Source organism: Rubrivivax sp. A210 (assembly GCF_904426505.1).
GTDB lineage: Bacteria > Pseudomonadota > Gammaproteobacteria > Burkholderiales > Burkholderiaceae_C > Rubrivivax.
This window is the reverse complement of record NZ_CAJGBN010000009.1, coordinates 81,082-97,290: the sequence shown is the minus strand read 5'-3', so window position 1 is coordinate 97,290 and position 16,209 is coordinate 81,082. Positions and strand designations below refer to the sequence as shown.

The window sequence follows — 16,209 nt, the reverse complement described above, 5'->3', positions numbered from 1 at the left end:
GTCATGAGACCTGATGCATTGTCACCAACACATCTGGCACTCGCCTTCAAACGCCCACGCTTATCGGCTGTTGATTGTTAAAGAACTTCGCCTTCCACCTTGCGGCTTGGGCGGCGCTGACTTGTTATCAGCGAAGACCGCGATTCTGACATTTTTTCGAAACCCATGTCAACCGCTTGGTCTTTCTACTCTTGCCGGCTTCGCTTCCAAACTTGTCGCTTGGTTTGCGTTGCCCGTCTTGAGCAGAGCCCACGACTATAGCACGGCTCTTTTCAGGGGCGCAAGCGGCACACCGAAAGAAGCTCAAGTCAGTGGCTCACCCGCCCCTGCGCCGCCTGGCGCCAGGCTTCGGCGGGATCGTCGGCTCCGGCAATCTTTTCCATCTGCGCAACGAGCAACCGCGTATCGGCGCGCAGCACCCGCTGCTTGATGGCGGCGATGCGAGCCGGGTGCATCGAGAAGCTGCGCAGGCCCATGGCCAGCAGCAATTCGGTGAAGACCGCGTCGCCAGCCATCTCGCCGCAGACGCTGACGCTGCGCCCCAACTGGTTGGCACGGGTGATGGTGGCCTGCAGCAGGTGCAGGACCGCCGGATGCCAGGGGTCATACAGATGGGCCACGGCCTCGTCGGCGCGGTCTATGGCCAGGGTGTACTGGATGAGATCGTTGGTGCCTATGGATACGAAATCGAAGTGACGCAGGAAGCGATCAATCATCAGCGCCGCCGCCGGCACCTCGATCATGGCGCCAACCTCAACGCGGGTGTAGGCACGACCGGCCTCATCGAGTTGGGCGCGGGCGCGGGCCAGGGCCTCAAAGATCAGCTTGACCTCGCCCAGATGAGCCACCATGGGGATGAGCACGCGCACCTTGCCATAGGCGCTGGCACGCAGGATGGCGCGCAGCTGCTGGCGGAACATGCCAGGCTCCGACAGGCTCCAGCGGATGGCACGAAGCCCCAGCGCAGGATTGAGGCCGTGTTCCCGCCTGACCTCCTGCGCGCTCATGCGCTCCAGCGGTTTGTCGGCACCGACGTCGACGGTACGTATCGTCACCGGCAGGCCCTGCAACGCGACCACGGCATCGCGGTAGGCCTCGAACTGCTCGTCTTCGCCCGGCAGATCGCCGGCACGGTTCATGAACAGAAACTCACTGCGGAACAGGCCCACGCCGACGGCACCGGCCTCGAGCGCACCCGCACCGTCGCCCGGGCTCTCGATGTTGGCCAGCAACTCCACAGCGTGGCCGTCCAGCGTGACCGCCGGCGTGTGGCGCAGCCGGTTGAGGCGAGCGCGCTCGAGATCACTCTGGCGCTGCCGGAAGCGGTACTCTTCCAGCACGATGGGCGAGGGGTTGACGATGACGACGCCGGCGTCGCCATCGATCACCAGCCAGTCGTCCTGGCGGATCAGGCGGCTGGCCTCGCGTGCGCCCACCACCGCCGGGATGTCCATGCTTCGCGCGACGATGGCGGTGTGCGATGTGCGACCACCGACATCGGTGACGAAGCCGGTAAACACACTTCGCTTGAACTGCAGCATGTCGGCAGGCGCGACATCGCTGGCCACCAGCACCAGCGGATCTTCGCCGGCGAAGTCGCGCGCCGCCTGGCTCACGGCCGAGGCGTCAACGGCCCCACGCTCGCCGCGCGTCAGCGCGTGCAGCAGGCGTTCGACCACCTGCTCGACATCGGCCTTGCGCTCGCGCAGGTAGGCGTCTTCCATCTCGTCGAACTGGCGCGCGAGCACCTCGAGCTGGGCCGACAGCGCCCATTCGGCGTTGTAGTGCCGCTCGGTGATCCAGCCCTTGGTGGCCACCGCCAGGGTGTCGTCGTGCAGCAGCATCAAGTGAACGTCGAGCAGGGCAGCCAGCTCGTGCGGCGCCTCGGCAGGCAACTCGTTCTTGAGCAGTTCGATCTCGGCGGCGACGGCGTCACGGGCGGCGCGCAGGCGCAGCACTTCCTGGTCGATGCGGTCGGCGCCGACGAAATAGTGGGCCACGTCGACGCGGCTGGAGGCCACCAGCACGGCGCGGCCTATCGCGACCCCGCGCGATACCGGCATGCCGAAGACCTGGATGCTCATGGGCCCAATGTAGCGCAGGGCCGGCGGCCGGCGCAGGACTATTCGGGCCCGGGCCGCGCGGCTATTCGCCTTCGCCGAACTTGCCGTCTATGAGCTTGCGCAGCGCGTCCATCGCCTCCTGAGCGTCGGCGCCCTCGATCTCGATGTCGACCTGGCTGCCCATGCCGGCGGCCAGCATCATCACGCCCATGATGCTCTTGGCATTGACGCGGCGACCGTTGCGGCTGAGATGGATCTCGCTCTTGAAGCCGCCCGCCAGCTTGGTGAGCTTGGCCGACGCGCGGGCATGAAGGCCCAGCTTGTTACTGATCGTGATGCTGGTCTGGATCATGGTTGGCGGGTGGGGTCGGCTGGTTCTGGCGGCGCGGCACGGCGACGTGCATCGCGCCCTGGGCGGCACCGGCCACCGCACGCGTCACCAGGTCATCGAGCGGCATGTCGCAGTAGCACAGGGTGCGCCACAGCATCGGCACGCTGACACCGGCGACGACGCGGGTGCGCGCGCCGTCGGCGGCGGCCAGCGCGGCCGAGCAGGGGGTGGCGCCGAAGACATCGGCCAGGATCAGCACATCGCCTTCGGGCAGCGAGGCCAAGGCCTGGCGCACCTGCTGCTCGGTCTCGGCCAGGCTGGCGCCCGCCCCGACATCAACCGCCTCAAGCAAGCGGGTGCAGTCGGGATAGACATGCTGCGCAACGGCCTTCAGCGAAGAGGCCAGCGGCGTGTGGGCAACGAGAAGGAGGCTGACCATGGTGGTGATTTCAAGCTTGATTATCCGCACCTTGGCCACCGCCCCGCAAAAACCACGCGAACGAGGCCGCGCCGCAGAGCCAGAAGACGCCAAAGGCGATGCGGAAGGACTGGATTTCGGTCAGGCCGGCGCCCCGCAGTGCATCGATCAACAGACCGATGCCCCACTGGATGCCGAACACGCCAGCAAAGATGACGAGGTTGTAGGCCGAGAGCGCGCGCCCGGCCAGGGCCGGCGCGAAGGCCACGCCCACGGCCGGCTGGCTGGTCGAGACAAAGGTGCAGGCCACGCACCACAGCGCCCAGTGCGCCGCGCCGGCGCGCTCGCCCAGCACGATGATCACCGGCAACAGCAGCAGGGCCGGCCAGAGACCGCGGCCGATCAGGCGCGACATCGGGATGCCCAGCCGCGCCAGCGCGGGCATGGCGGCGCCCCAGCAGAAGAAGGCCAGCAGCATGGCCAGGTTGATGGCGAACAGGCCCTGGGCCGCTTGAGCCGCCGTCCAACCTGAAACGCGCGTCAGCCAGGGTCCGGCCCACAGCGACTGCACCGCGATGAGGCCGCCGTAGACAAAGAAGGCCAGCGGCGCCAGGCGGCGAAAGAGCGGGTGGCGCAAGACTTCGCGGTAGCCACCGTCGCTTGCCTGGGCAGCGACCGGCGGCGCGTCGCGCGGCACCACGATCCAGACCAGTGCCATGGCCAGGGCCAGCAGCGCGGCCAGCAGCCAGAACAGACCGCGCCAGCCCAGCGGCCCCAGCAGCCACTGCACCGGCAGGGTCGAGGCCAGCATGCCCAGGGAGCCGGTCATCAGCATCCAGGAGTTGGCTCGCAGTTGCGCCGGCGCCGAATAGAGGCGGCGGTAGCAGGTCAGCGGCGCCATCAGGCAAGCGGCGACGCCGGCGCCGATGAGGGCACGCGCGGCAATCAGCCCGGCCAGCCCCGAGGCGAGCGCAAAGGCGCCACAGCCGGCCACCGCCAGCGTCATCAGGGTCAGCAGGGTGCGGCGGGGGCCAAAGCGGTCGAGGGCGCGGCCCAGTGGCAGCTGAAGGGCGGCAAAGCCGAAGAAATACGCGCCGGCCAGCAGGCCCAGGTCGGCCGCCTGCAGGCCCAGTTCGCCGCTGAAGACCGGGGCCAGCGTGGCGGTGACGGCGCGCAACAGCGCCGAGAGGAAATAGGCATAGGCGAAGGCGCCGAAGATGGCCGCCGTCGCCAGCGGGCTGGGCATCGTGGGCGCAGCGGCGGCCGTCATGGCAGAAAGTGCAGCGAAGCGAAGTAAGCATCGGCGTCGGCCGCGGCCACCTTGTCGCCCAGCACCGTGGCCTGGAAGATATGGGTGCCGCGTGCGAAGACCGCCGCCTCCATCTCGATGGCCGCGCCGTCGGGCCTGCGCCCGGCCAGACGGATGCGTGCGCTGGCGGGCTGCGGCGTCGCCCCAGGCACCGCCAGCGCCTGCAGCGCTGGCGCGCTGGCCCCGACATTGGCCGCCGCCGCCAGGTGCAGGGCCGCCAGCGCCGGGCCCACCTGGGCCGGATCGACCACGTCGCCATGGGCCAGCGCCCAGCTGCGGCCGTCGGCTTCGCAGACCAGCAGCTCCAGCCGCAACGGGCGCCCGGCCAGACTGGCCGTGCGCTGCTGGGCGTGGGCGCGGCAGGGCAGCAGCAGCGTCAGGCCGGCGGCCCCGGGCGGGCGCAGCTCGCGCCAGTCGAGCGCTGGCGCGCAGGCCGCCACCCAGCAGCAGGCCATCAGGGTAGGCAGGACCAGCTGACGCATCGGGCCATTATTGCGAGGGCGGGCCAAGGCCTGGGCAAGGCATGGGCAAGGCAAGACGCAGCGCCTGCCGGACAATGCCGCGATGAATGCTGCTGCCCTGCCCTTGCCCCCGGGCGCCCTTGCCGGTGTGCGTGTGCTCGATCTCTCCCGCGTGCTGGCCGGACCCTGGTGTACCCAGACCCTGGCCGATCTCGGCGCGGAGGTGATCAAGATCGAGCGCCCGGCCGGGCCCGGCCACCCCGGCGGCGACGACACCCGCGGCTGGGGCCCGCCTTTCCTGAAGGACCGCGACGGCCACGACACCGCCGAAGCCGCCTACTACCTGGGCGCCAACCGCAACAAGCGCTCGGTCACCATCGATATGGCCCGGCCCGAGGGCCAGGCGCTGATCCTGCGCCTGGCCGACGAGGCCGACGTGCTGGTGGAGAACTTCAAGGTCGGCGACATGGCGCGCTACGGCCTCGATGCCGCCACGCTGCGCAAGCGCTGCCCGCGCCTGGTGTACTGCTCGATCACCGGCTATGGCCAGACCGGCCCCTACCGCGAGCGCGCCGGCTACGACTACGCCATCCAGGGCCTGGGCGGCCTGATGAGCGTGACCGGCGAGCGCGACGACCGGCCGGGCGGCGGCCCGCAGAAGGTGGGCGTGGCGGTGGCCGATCTCTTCACCGGCATGTATGCCACGGTCGCCATCCTGGCCGCGCTGCGCCACCGCGACGCCACCGGCGAGGGTCAGGCCATCGACATGGCCCTGCTCGACACCCTGGTCGCGATGCTCGCCAACCTGGGCGCCAACTACCTGGTCACCGGCCAGGCGCCGCGACGCGCCGGCAATGCGCACCAGAACATCGTGCCTTACCAGGTGTTCGAGGTGGCCGACGGCCACCTGATCCTGGCCGTGGGCAACGACGGCCAGTTCGAGCGCTTTTGCGCCGTCGCCGGCTGCCCCGAGCTGGCGGCCGACGAGCGCTATGCCCGCAACGCCGGCCGCGTGCGCCACCGCGAGGCGCTGGTGCCGCTGCTGGCCGAGCGCATGCGCCAGCGCCCGCGAGCCGACTGGCTGGCAGCGCTGGAGGCGGCCAAGGTGCCCTGCGGCCCCATCAACAACCTGCAGGAGGTGTTTGCCGACCCGCAAGTGCAGGAACGCGGCATGCGCGCCACCGTGGCCCACCCCCACCACGACGCGCTGCCCCTGGTGGCAAGCCCGATCAAGATGTCGGCCACGCCGCCGCAGCTGCGGCGCGCACCGCCGCTGCTGGGCCAGCACACCGACGAGGTGCTGGCCGGCATCGGCCTCGATGCGACACAGCTGCTGCAGCTGCGCGCCACCGGCGTCATCGGCGCGTGAACCGGCCTGCGAGACAGGCGGCCTTGCCGACCCCACGGAATCAGGGGTTGCGTTTATTGCGCAGCGAAACCATTCTCGGGCCCCCGCCGACGGGGGCATGTGCCAGCCTGTCGCGGGCCATCCGCGCTTCGGCGCCCGGCGCCGGCCACAGGCCCGCGTCTTCATGGAGACCGTGTTGATCCTGCAGGCAGAACCGTCGGACCCGCGCAACGCCAGGCCCATACAGGCCTTGCTGCCCGATGCCCCGGCGCTGGTGGCCCAGCTGGGCGGCGAGGTGGCAGCCACGCTGTCGGCGGCGCTCGAGCGCGTGATCGCGATGGCCGCCAGCGGCCAGGTCGAGCGCGAAGGGCTGCGCATGCTGCGCGAGGAAATCGACCTCGCGCGCCGCGCCGGCATCATGGGCCAGCAGCTGATTCGGCTGCGTGGCGGCCAGCTGCAGCTGGCACCCGAGCGGCTGGACCTGACGGCGGCCCTGCGCGAGGCCCTGCTGCAGCGCGGGCGCGAGATCCAGGCGCGCGGCGTCCAGGTGCGCCAGACCTTCGGCGCGGCCCAGGTGCGCTGCGACGCGACGCTGCTGTTCTCGCTGCTGCAGACCATGATCGACTGGAGCTTCGAGCACGCGCGCTCGCGCGTCGACCTCAGCCTCAGCATCAAGAGCTGGCCCGCCCATGCGCGGCTGCGCAGCACCTTCGCCCACCGCCCGCTCGACGAGGCCGAGGCCACGGGCGAGCTGGTGGGCGAGCTCGAAGAGCCCTCGCTGAACACGATGTCGTGGCGGCTGCTGCAGGAAACCGCCGCCGCGCTGGGCCTGAATCTGGAGCGCAAGGACAACCCGGCACGCACCGAGATGACGCTGGAGTTTCCCGAGACGCTGGCGCCCAGCCTGCTCGGCTTCACGCTGAACGCCAGCGACGAGCCGGCGCCCCAGGTGCGCAACGAGTTCCCGCTCGCCGGCCGTCACGTCATCGTGCTGGCGGCGCGACGCGAGGTGCGCAACACCGTGCGCGAGGCGCTGCGCAACATGGGCCTGGTGCTCGACTTCGTCACCACGGTGCAGCAGGCGCAGGAACTGCTGCAAGAGGCCATGCCCCACGCCCTGATCTACGAAGGCGCGCTGGGCGGCGACGACTTTGAACGCCTGCGCACCGATCTGCTGGCCGAGGCGCCCAAGCTGGCGCTGGTGTGCATCGCCGAACGCGGCCACGCCTTCGAGGTGCTCAACGTCGGCGGCCGGCAGGTCGCCAGCGTCGGGCGCGACGCGGTCGTCGAATCGCTGCCGGCGGCGCTGCTGTTCGAGCTGACCCGCAGTGCCTGAACAGGAAGACGCGCAACGATGATTGGCAGCCTCAAGGGCCTGCTGGCGGCCAAGACGCCGCCCCAGGTGGTGCTCGACGTACACGGCGTCGGCTACGAGATCGACGTGCCGATGAGCACCTTCTACAACCTGCCCGCCATCGGCGAGCCGGTGCTGCTGCTCACCCATTTCGTGGTGCGCGAAGATGCCCAGGTGCTGTTCGGGTTTCTCACGGCCGGCGAGCGCGCCACCTTTCGCGAACTGGTCCGCATCAGCGGCGTCGGCCCCCGCACAGCACTGTCGCTGCTCTCGGGCCTGAGCGTGGCCGAGCTCGCGCAGGCGGTGACGCGGCAAGACGCGGCGCGGCTGATCAAGGTGCCGGGCATCGGCAAGAAGACGGCCGAGCGGCTTCTGCTCGAGCTCAAGGGCCGGCTCGGGCCCGACATCGGCGCGCCCGCGGCCGGCGCGCCACTGGCCGACAACCACGCCGACATCGCCCAGGCCCTGCTGGCCCTGGGCTACGGCGAGCGCGACGCCCAGGCCGCGCTGCGTGCGCTGCCGGCCGACATCGGCGTCAGCGACGGCATCAAGCAGGCGCTGCGCTCGTTGTCGCGCTGAGCGCCGAGCCCGCTCAGGGCTTGACGTGCATGGCGCCGGAAGCGAGATGCCGCACCGGCGCATTCAGCTCCAGCGTCTCGCGCTTGCCGCCGGCGCCTTCGACCACCAGCGTCAGCGGCACCGTGTCACCGGGCTGCAGCTGCTGCTTGAGGTCGATCAGCATGATGTGGTAGCCGCCTGGCTTGAGATCCACCGCGGCGCCGGCGGGCAGTTCGAGCGCGGGAATCTGGCGCATGCGAGCGACAGTGCCGTCGAGCACCATGCTGTGCAGCTCGGTGCGCGCCGCCACCGGCGAGCTGGCCGAGACGAGCCGGCCGCCGGCGGCCGAGGTGATCTGCGCAAACACGCCGGTGGCCTTCTGCTGCGGCACGGTGCCGCGCACCCAGGCATCCTTCACCTGAGTCTGGGCCAGCGACGCCGAGGTGGCCAGCAGCAGGGTCATCGACAAGGCCAGCGGCAGGGCAAGGGAGAGCTTCATGGTCTTGCGGTTCTCATGGTTCATGGGGCGCATCGTAGTGGAGAGCCGGCCCTGCCGCGGCAGGGCCGGCGCCGCAGGCTCCGCTCAGAGATCGAACTTCAGTTCGGCCCGGTAGCTGCGCTGCGGGTAAGGGTGGAAGTTCCAGTACTTGTCGTTGTTGACGTTGTCGATGCCGAAGGCGGCGCTCCACTGGCGGCTGATCTTCCAGTGCAGGCGCAGGTCGGCCGTAGTGAACTTGCTCACACCCTGGTAGGTGAAGCCATTGACGTCGGCGTTGTTCAGCGTGCGGTACTGCGGCCCGCTGTAGCGGATGCCGACGCTGCCGGTGAGGCTGTCGGTGAGCCGGTAGCTGGTCAGCACCGTGGCACGCCAGCGCGCGATATTGGGCTGCCACTTGCCGATGGTGTCGCCGGGCGCGGCGACGAAGCCGGCGTTCTCCTTGATGATGGATTCGGTGTAGGTCAGGCTGGCACTCAGGTCCAGGCCGCGCAGGCCGATGTCGCTGCCGCCGAAGGCCGCCTCGAGGCCGGTGGTGGCGATGCGGCCGACGTTCTGCACGCGCGAGATGTTGCGGTTGGCGGCGGCGTCGAAGGTGGTCTGCGAATACAGCGAATCACGCGTGTTCTCGGCAAACAGCGTCAACCGCGCCAGGCCGCCGGCGATCTCGTCCTCGGCCGACAGCTCGGTGGTCCAGGAGCGCTCGGGCTTGAGGTTGGGGTCGTTGATGAACTGCGAGTTGGTGGTCGAGGTGGCGCCATAGAGTTCGGCCACGGTGGGCATGCGCACGGCGCGGCCGGCCGAAGCCTTGAGCACCAGGGTGGGCGTGGCCTGCCATGACAGCGCGGCCTTGGGCGAGGCGTAGTTCTCGCGCCGCGCCGGATGGGCCAGCGCGCTGCTGCCCGAGAAGGCGGTGAGACCGTCGTGGGCCTGCCACTGTTCGAGGCGCAGGCCCAGCACGGTCTTCCAGGCCGGCGCAAAGGCCCAGGCGTCTTGTGCAAACAGCGCCAGCGTCTCGGTCTTGCCGCTGACGTTGCTGGCCAGGGCCCCGGGCGCATCGCTGCGCCAGTCGCCAGCGATGGTGGAGGTCTTGTAGCGCAGTTCGTAGGCGTCTTGCTGGACGCCGAAGTCCAGCACATGGGCGCCGTCCACGCCCTGCGGCCGCCAGGTGCCCTTGAGCGCCAGATTGACCCAGCCGGTGCCGCTGCCGTCGGCGATGCTGCCCGCGCCGCCATGGGCCGCCGCCGGCAGGCGGTTGCCGCCGGCATTGCGCCGGTTGTCGTCGCGGCCGTAGTCGTAGACGCTGGCTGCGGCCTCCCAGTCCCAGCTGCCGCGCGTGTGGCTCTTGAGCGCCAGGCCGTGCATGCTGTGGCTGAGGCTTTCGTTGGTGAGCGCGAAGTCGCCGCCCGCCAGGCCCTGGCTGCCGGTGAAGTTGAGGTTGGCTATGCGGATGTCGCCGCTGTAGACCGGCGCGCCGGCGGCGTCGCGCAGGTAGCTGGCCGGGCGGCCCTCCGATTCATTGCGCCAGAGGCCGAACAGGTAGTTGGCGCGCAGCGTGGAGCTGAAGTCGTACGACAGGCGCAGCTTGATGTGGTCCTGCTTCGTGTGGTACTCGGTGCCGGTGCCCAGCACGAGCCAGGGCGCGTTGTCGTTGCGCTTGTCGGGCACCGCGCCCGTGACCGGCTGCGTCGTCGGCGTCGAGGCATTGGCAGAACTGGCCAGGCGGGTGGCAAAGGTCAACGGCTGGCCGTGGCTGTCGGCGTGGTGGGCCGCCAGCAGCCAGGCCCAGTCACCGCTCTTGTTGCCGACGCTGAAGCTGGTCTCCCAGGCGTTGAAGGTCTTGTCGGTCTGGTAGAGCTTGAAGGGCTGGCTGGAAAAGCCGGCACGGGCGTGGGCCTCGAAGGCGCTGGGCATGCGCGTGACATAGACCACCACGGCGCCCACCGAGTTGCCCGGGTAGGCGGCCGAGAAGGGCCCGTACATCACGTCGACGCGGTCGATCTCCTCGGGCGTGACCATGCCCCAGCGCGGCGGGAAGCTGAGGCCACCGACGCCGTTGCCGAGGTAGTTGGACAGCAGGATGCCGTCGGCATAAACCGCCGAGCGCGCGCTGTTGCCGGTGCCCGAGGCGCGGCTGGAGAGGATGGCGTGGTTGTAGTCGCCGATGTAGCGCTTGCGCACCAGCAGGCTGGGGAAGTACTTCAGCGCGTCCTCGCTGTCGCTGGCGTTGATGGTGGTTTCCAGCTGCGCCCGCGTGATGCCCTCCATCGTGGTGGGAATCTGGGTCGGCAGCGTGGTCGGTTGGCCGCTGGCGGTGATGACGACGACGCCGCCGGCCCGTTGCGGGGCATCGGCGGCCAGCGCGGCCACGGCCTGGGCGAAGGCGCCGGTGGACAGGACGGTTGCGGCCAGGGCCGCGGCGGCAAGGGCCACCGGCTTGGCGCGGTGGCAAGGAATCGGGGTGTACATGAAATCTCCTGACAAGCCGGCGGCCCCGAGCGGGTCGGCGCGACATCTGACACATGACGGGGCACGCCGCCGCGGACGGCGATCACGCGCCCCAGGGCGCGAATCAATGCTTGTGGCCGGGCGGGTGCTGGCCGTGCGCGTCCATGCGCACCGTGCCTTCGAAGCTGGCGAGCTGGCCGCGCTGCTGCGGCGTCAGCCCGGCCTCGGCGCGCTCCAGGCTCTTCAGCAGCTGCGCAGCCTGGCCGGCAGCGATGCCGGCCATCTGCAAGGCATTGACATCCTTCAAGCCGTCGCCGCTGCACAGAACGATGGACCAGAGGGCGCCGTGGCGGCGCATCAGCGCGCGGCCGCCGCGGCTGCCCTGGAACCAGTCGGCGATGCCGTGGTCGGCGGCCACGACGATGGGCTGCACCTTGAGCGGCGCGTCGGGCTTGCTGAACTCGGCCATCAGCACGGCGCGGATGGCGGCCTCGTCGGTGGGAGCCGCGCAAACCGCCACGGGGGCGGCGATCAGGGCGGGCAGCAAGGCGATGAGGAAACGTCGGGTGTTCATCGTGAAACTCCTGTCAGAAGCCAAGGTTCAGGCCGACCTGGCCGGCGCGACCGGCCATCGTGTAGCCCGGCCGGTAGGCATAGCGCTTGTCACCCAGGTTCTCCAGCGCGAGATAGACCTCGCCCCCACGGCCCAGCAGCGGCAGCGCGTAGGCACAGCGCAGGTTGAGCACGCCGAAGCCGCCCACGCGAGCGGTGTTGGGCGTGGCGTTGGCGCGCGCCTTGTTGAGCGTGAACATGCCGGCCTGCGCCTGCGCGTCGGCGCTCACGCGCCAGGCGCCCTGCTGCCAGGTCAGGCCCAGCGCCAGCGCGTGCTCGGGCGCATACGGCAGGTCGGCCAGGCTGCTGTCCAGCAGCGTGGCGCCCACGAAGCTGGACCACGGGGCGCTCCAGCGCTGCTGCCACGACAGCTCGACGCCGCGCACCTTGTAGGCGCCGAGGTTGGTGAAGCTGGGCTGGGCCACGGCAGGCGGAAAGGCGAAGACATAGCGGTTCTTCAGCGCGTCGTCGAACACCGCCAGGTCGACGCTGCTGTCGCGCGCCGGCTTCCAGTGCAGGCCCAGCTCGACATGGTCCATGCGCTCAGGGGCCAGCGCCTTCCAGCTGTCGGGTGCGCCGGCCAGCGGCGGCACGATGGCATTGAGCAAGGCCGCGTCCAGGCCCGGGAAGCTGAGCCCGCGCGAGGCGTTCAGGCGCAGCGAAAGGCTGTCGCCGTGCGCCAGCACGAGGCCGGCATGCGGCGCCTGGTGTTCGCCATACACGTTGTGGCGGTACAGCCGCACGCCGGCCGAGGGCTGCACCGTCCAGCCGCCGCCGACGGCGAAGGTGTGGGCCAGGCCCAGGTAGGGCGCACTCAGGCGCTGGCTGCTGCCGTCGAAGGCAGTGAAGCCGTTGAAGGACACGCTGCCCTGGGTGCGCTCGACGTCCAGGCCCAGCCGCAGTTCGCCGCCACTCCAGGCCTGGACCTGCTCGCGCCAGCGCAGGCCCGAGATCTCGAAAGTGCTGCGCGTGACCGCGGCGCTGGGGTTGTCCCAGAGGCCGACACCGCTGCTGCGGTGCAGTTGCAGCCGGCCCTGGGCCAGGGCGTGGCGATGCTCCAGCGACAGGCCCAGCAGCGTGCCGCGCGTGTCGAAGCGGCCGGTGCGCGTGGCCGGCAGGCCTTCCTCGCCGGGGTCGGACACCTGGTTGTCGGCGCCCAGAACCAGGCCGCCCACGCGCCAGTGCTCGCCGATGCCCACGCTGCCGCGCACCAGGCCGTTGTCCAGGCGGCCCTGGGCGGCGTCGCGGTGGCCATCGGACTCGGCATGGCCCTGCGCCAGGCTGAACTCGGTGCTGCCCCAACGGCCTGCCAGCGTGGCCTGCTGCACCAGGGTGCCGAAGCTGCCGCCGGACAGGCGCAGGTCGCCGCTCAGGCCCGGCTGCGTGCCGCGCCGGGGCTGCAGGTCGATGGCGCCGAAGGTATTGCCGAAGCTCTGCGGCTGCGGCCCCTTCAGCACCACAAGGCGTTCCATGCCCTGCACCGGCAGCAGGTCCAGCAAGGCATGGTTCCAGACTGCCGAGTAGAACGGCAGCCCGTCGACGTAGGTCTTGACCTCGCTGCCCGGGCGGCTGGCGCCCATGCCGCGCAGGTAGACCGCGCCGCCCTCGTCGCCGCCGAACGATCCCACGGGGTTGAAGCGCGAGACCTGCACGCCCGGCGTGCGCCGCAGCGCCGACGACAGATCCACGGCGCCCAGATCCCTGACCTGCCCGGCGCCGACCACGGTGCTCAGGCTGCCGAAGTCATCGACGTCCTGGCGGTCGACGATGGGCGTGCCGGTGATGGTGACGGTCTGGGCGCCACCGCCGGCCGCAGCTGGCTGCGCCTGCGCCGCCATCGGCGACACCAGGGCGAGCGGAGCCACGAGGGCGAAGGCAAAGCGCGGCAGACGCCGCTCCAGCGTTAGGCAATGAATTGACATGGCAAAGCTCCTCGGGTCCGGGACTAGCGTTGAAGGGGGTTGCTGCCGCTGGCGGCTGCGCTCTGGGCCCCTTGGGCGATCCAGCGCATCCAGGCCTCGGCCTGCGCACCGGCTGCCTGCCGGGCCACGGCATCGAACCAGGCCGCGGCCGCGTCGCCCTGTGGGTGCAGCAGCAGGCTGCCGCCTTCGTCGTCGGTGAGCAGCAAGCCGCGCACACCGTCCCTGGCGACCACCCGCGAGACGGCGCTGGCCTGCTCGGGACGCAGGCTCAGGCGACTGCGCGAGTCGCCAGCCACCAGCCATTGCGGCTGGCTCGTGTCCAGCGAAAGGGCGCCGCTGCAGCGCATGGCGGCACCCGCGCCGCCCAGATCCATCCGCAGCGTGCGCGCCGGGTGCGAGTGCAGCATCGCCGCAGCGGCCCAGGAGGCGGCCGCAGGCCCGCGCACCAGCGCATCGACCGACACGAAATCCACCAGCGGCGCAAACATCACTGGCGCTGCAGCGCTGGCCGGCCATCGGTACGCCCCGCTCGCCGCGTGCCGGCGCAACCAGTGCGAAGCCCTGTCGCAGCCGGCCCTGGACACGGGTGACAGGCCGGCGATGAAACGGCCCCGGCCATCGAACCAGCTCAGGCTGCAGCCGGCGCCAGACTCGCCGGCGGGCTCGCACAGCTCGATCCGGGCCACGCCGCGCTCGGACAACCAGAGCTCATGGTGGTCGCCGCGCAGGAGCAGGTGTTCGGCGCTGCCGGTATCGCAAGCCGCGCGAGCCAGCTGAGCCTGCAGCACGGCGATGCCGTTGCCCGCGGTCACGCGCACACCGCCCCATTCGGCAACGGGCGCCAGCAGCTCGCTCAGCGCACCACCGAGGGCAAGGGCCGCAGGCCGCGGGCCGCCCGTGGAGGCGCCGACACGGCCCGTGCAGGGCAGCACCTCAGCAACCCCCGGTGGCAGGGGCGCGGCCGTGCGCCCCCGGGGTCGCAGCTTGGATCGAGGGGCCCCGGCACGGGCAGCGGCTGTGGCTGTGGCGGGGGACTGGCGAAGAGGATCGGGAAGGATTGCATTCACGACGGGAACTCCTGGGCTCGGCGGCCAGGCAGGCGCGGCGCGGCACAGGGCTCGGCACCAGGCATGCATGGCGGGGCACGGCAGGCACGGCCTGGCCGTCGAAGCCCGCGGGTTCTGGCGCAGATGGCAAGACCCGCATGCCCGCATGCACCCCGGCAAGGCGGGGGATGCGACCGACGGCCCGGCGCGCTGGCGCGCGGGCGGGTGCCACCGGAGCAGCTGGCGGCCTCCCAGGCAGGGAGGGCCAGGCATTACCCGCGGCGGCGGCTCAGGCGTTCAGGGGAGGGCCGCGCGGCTGCGCGCTGCGCCACGCGAAGAGCGTGCGCGGCGCCTGCAGGAAGAGTGCCGGCAGCGCGGCACCGGCCAGCGGCAGCACCACCGCCGGCGGCGCCGGCGGCAGGCCCACGGCGGCAAAGCTCAGGGCGCAGAAGGGGCAGTGCTCGAGATGGCCTGCGCCGTGGTGCGCCGAGGTGGGCGCCGATGAAGGCGGCGTCTCGGCCGCGGCCTGCGCCTGGTGCTGGCCATGCTCGCCGCCGGCCATGGCCGGCATGTCGCAATGTGCGTCGGCGCTGGCCAGGGCCCGCGACACCGTCGGCATCAGCGCCAGCGCCAGCATCGCCACGAGGGCGATCCAGACGAAGGGCTGCAGGCGCAGGCGCAAGGCGTTCACGGGCCGCAGTCTAGTGGGCGAAGCCTGGGCTGCGCTGCGACCGATGGTCGCAGCGGCCCGCTCGTTCCGGGGGGGCGGGTCGTGATAATCACACGATGGCCATCCAGACCGACGATTTCGCCGCCGCACCGGCGCCGCGCATGCTCAGCGCCGCGGCGGCATCGCCCAATGAAGAGGCGGTCGAGCGCGCGCTGCGTCCCAAGGGCCTGGACGAGTACGTCGGCCAGGCCAAGGCGCGCGAGCAGCTCTCCATCTTCATCGGCGCGGCGCGCCAGCGCGGCGAGGCGCTGGACCATGTGCTGCTCTTCGGCCCGCCCGGCCTGGGCAAGACGACGCTGAGCCACATCATCGCCAACGAGCTGGGCGTCAAGCTGCGCCAGACCAGCGGCCCGGTGCTCGAGAAGCCCAAGGACCTGGCCGCCATCCTGACCAATCTCGAGCGCAACGACGTGCTCTTCATCGACGAGATCCACCGCCTGAGCCCGGTGGTCGAGGAAATCCTCTACCCGGCGCTGGAGGACTACCAGATCGACATCATGATCGGCGAAGGCCCGGCGGCACGCTCGATCAAGCTCGAGCTGCAGCCCTTCACGCTGGTGGGCGCGACCACGCGCGCCGGCATGCTGACCAACCCGCTGCGCGACCGCTTCGGCATCGTCGCCCGGCTCGAGTTCTATACCGCCGAGGAGCTGACGCGCATCGTCACGCGCTCGGCCGGGCTGCTGCAGGTGGCCATCGATCCGGCCGGGGCGCTGGAGATCGCGCGCCGCTCGCGCGGCACGCCGCGCGTGGCCAACCGGCTGCTGCGCCGTGTGCGCGACTACGCCCAGGTCAAGGCCGACGGCCGCATCGACAGCGGTGTCGCCGACCGCGCGCTGGCCATGCTCGATGTCGACCCGCTGGGCCTGGACCTGATGGACCGCAAGCTGCTGGAGGCGGTGATCCACCGCTTCGACGGCGGCCCGGTCGGCCTGGACAACGTGGCCGCCGCCATCGGCGAGGAAAGCGGCACCATCGAGGACGTGATCGAGCCCTACCTCATCCAGCAGGGCTATCTGCAACGCACGCCGCGCGGCCGCGTCGCCACCCCGGCGGCCTGGCGCCACCTGGGGCTGGCGCCGCCGGCGGTGTCGGACGGCCTGTTCTGAGGCC

General features: G+C 70.9%; 15 protein-coding genes. 4 read left to right on the top strand and 11 right to left on the bottom strand.

What is annotated here, in order from left to right:
• Window positions 1-308: 308 nt before the first annotated feature.
• The 5 genes from ptsP to JMV16_RS07835 form a co-directional block, all read right to left on the bottom strand.
• Window positions 309-2,084, bottom strand: coding sequence for a phosphoenolpyruvate--protein phosphotransferase (ptsP, locus tag JMV16_RS07855; RefSeq protein WP_201493694.1), 1,776 nt, complete (start codon window positions 2,082-2,084; stop codon window positions 309-311).
• Window positions 2,085-2,145: 61 nt separating this feature from the next.
• Window positions 2,146-2,415, bottom strand: a complete 270-nt coding sequence (locus JMV16_RS07850) for an HPr family phosphocarrier protein (RefSeq protein ID WP_201493693.1) — start codon at window positions 2,413-2,415, stop codon at window positions 2,146-2,148.
• The gene (locus tag JMV16_RS07845) at window positions 2,387-2,833 is read right to left on the bottom strand and encodes a PTS sugar transporter subunit IIA (protein WP_201493692.1); all 447 of its coding nucleotides are present in this window, start codon (window positions 2,831-2,833) and stop codon (window positions 2,387-2,389) included. The genes JMV16_RS07850 and JMV16_RS07845 overlap by 29 nt, the downstream gene beginning before the upstream one ends.
• Window positions 2,834-2,843: 10 nt before the next feature.
• Window positions 2,844-4,082, bottom strand: a complete 1,239-nt coding sequence (locus tag JMV16_RS07840; RefSeq protein ID WP_236580402.1) for an MFS transporter — start codon at window positions 4,080-4,082, stop codon at window positions 2,844-2,846.
• Window positions 4,079-4,603: a hypothetical protein gene (locus JMV16_RS07835; protein WP_201493691.1), complete on the bottom strand. Its 525-nt coding sequence runs from the start codon at window positions 4,601-4,603 to the stop codon at window positions 4,079-4,081. Before JMV16_RS07835 ends, JMV16_RS07840 begins: the two co-directional genes overlap by 4 nt.
• Window positions 4,604-4,685: 82 nt before the next feature.
• Here JMV16_RS07835 and JMV16_RS07830 point away from each other — a divergent pair, with 82 nt between their 5' ends.
• The 3 genes from JMV16_RS07830 to ruvA all read left to right on the top strand — a co-directional run bounded on the left by JMV16_RS07830 (window position 4,686) and on the right by ruvA (window position 7,863).
• Complete coding sequence (locus tag JMV16_RS07830; RefSeq protein WP_201493690.1) at window positions 4,686-5,951, top strand: CaiB/BaiF CoA transferase family protein; 1,266 nt, start codon at window positions 4,686-4,688, stop codon at window positions 5,949-5,951.
• Between the two features lie 97 nt (window positions 5,952-6,048).
• Window positions 6,049-7,266 (top strand): hypothetical protein, encoded by a 1,218-nt coding sequence (locus JMV16_RS07825; protein WP_201493689.1) that lies wholly within the window; start codon window positions 6,049-6,051, stop codon window positions 7,264-7,266.
• Between the two features lie 18 nt (window positions 7,267-7,284).
• Window positions 7,285-7,863, top strand: a complete 579-nt coding sequence (ruvA, locus tag JMV16_RS07820) for a Holliday junction branch migration protein RuvA (RefSeq protein ID WP_201493688.1) — start codon at window positions 7,285-7,287, stop codon at window positions 7,861-7,863.
• 13 nt (window positions 7,864-7,876) lie between these two features.
• Here the strand turns inward: ruvA and JMV16_RS07815 are convergent, their stop codons facing one another.
• From JMV16_RS07815 to JMV16_RS07790, 6 genes are all read right to left on the bottom strand, one after another.
• On the bottom strand, window positions 7,877-8,365 hold the full coding sequence (locus JMV16_RS07815) for a copper chaperone PCu(A)C (protein WP_411565015.1): 489 nt from the start codon (window positions 8,363-8,365) through the stop codon (window positions 7,877-7,879).
• Window positions 8,366-8,425: 60 nt separating this feature from the next.
• Window positions 8,426-10,807, bottom strand: a complete 2,382-nt coding sequence (locus JMV16_RS07810) for a TonB-dependent receptor (protein WP_201493687.1) — start codon at window positions 10,805-10,807, stop codon at window positions 8,426-8,428.
• Between the two features lie 103 nt (window positions 10,808-10,910).
• Window positions 10,911-11,360, bottom strand: a complete 450-nt coding sequence (locus JMV16_RS07805) for a copper uptake system-associated protein (RefSeq protein ID WP_201493686.1) — start codon at window positions 11,358-11,360, stop codon at window positions 10,911-10,913.
• A gap of 13 nt (window positions 11,361-11,373) precedes the next feature.
• Window positions 11,374-13,320 (bottom strand): TonB-dependent receptor, encoded by a 1,947-nt coding sequence (locus JMV16_RS07800; protein ID WP_201493685.1) that lies wholly within the window; start codon window positions 13,318-13,320, stop codon window positions 11,374-11,376.
• A gap of 23 nt (window positions 13,321-13,343) precedes the next feature.
• Complete coding sequence (locus tag JMV16_RS07795; RefSeq protein WP_201493684.1) at window positions 13,344-14,252, bottom strand: hypothetical protein; 909 nt, start codon at window positions 14,250-14,252, stop codon at window positions 13,344-13,346.
• Between the two features lie 403 nt (window positions 14,253-14,655).
• The gene (locus JMV16_RS07790; protein ID WP_201493683.1) at window positions 14,656-15,057 is read right to left on the bottom strand and encodes a DUF2946 family protein; all 402 of its coding nucleotides are present in this window, start codon (window positions 15,055-15,057) and stop codon (window positions 14,656-14,658) included.
• Window positions 15,058-15,152: 95 nt separating this feature from the next.
• Between JMV16_RS07790 and ruvB the strand changes: the two genes are divergently transcribed.
• On the top strand, window positions 15,153-16,205 hold the full coding sequence (ruvB, locus tag JMV16_RS07785) for a Holliday junction branch migration DNA helicase RuvB (RefSeq protein ID WP_201493682.1): 1,053 nt from the start codon (window positions 15,153-15,155) through the stop codon (window positions 16,203-16,205).
• The last annotated feature ends 4 nt before the right edge of the window (window positions 16,206-16,209 follow it).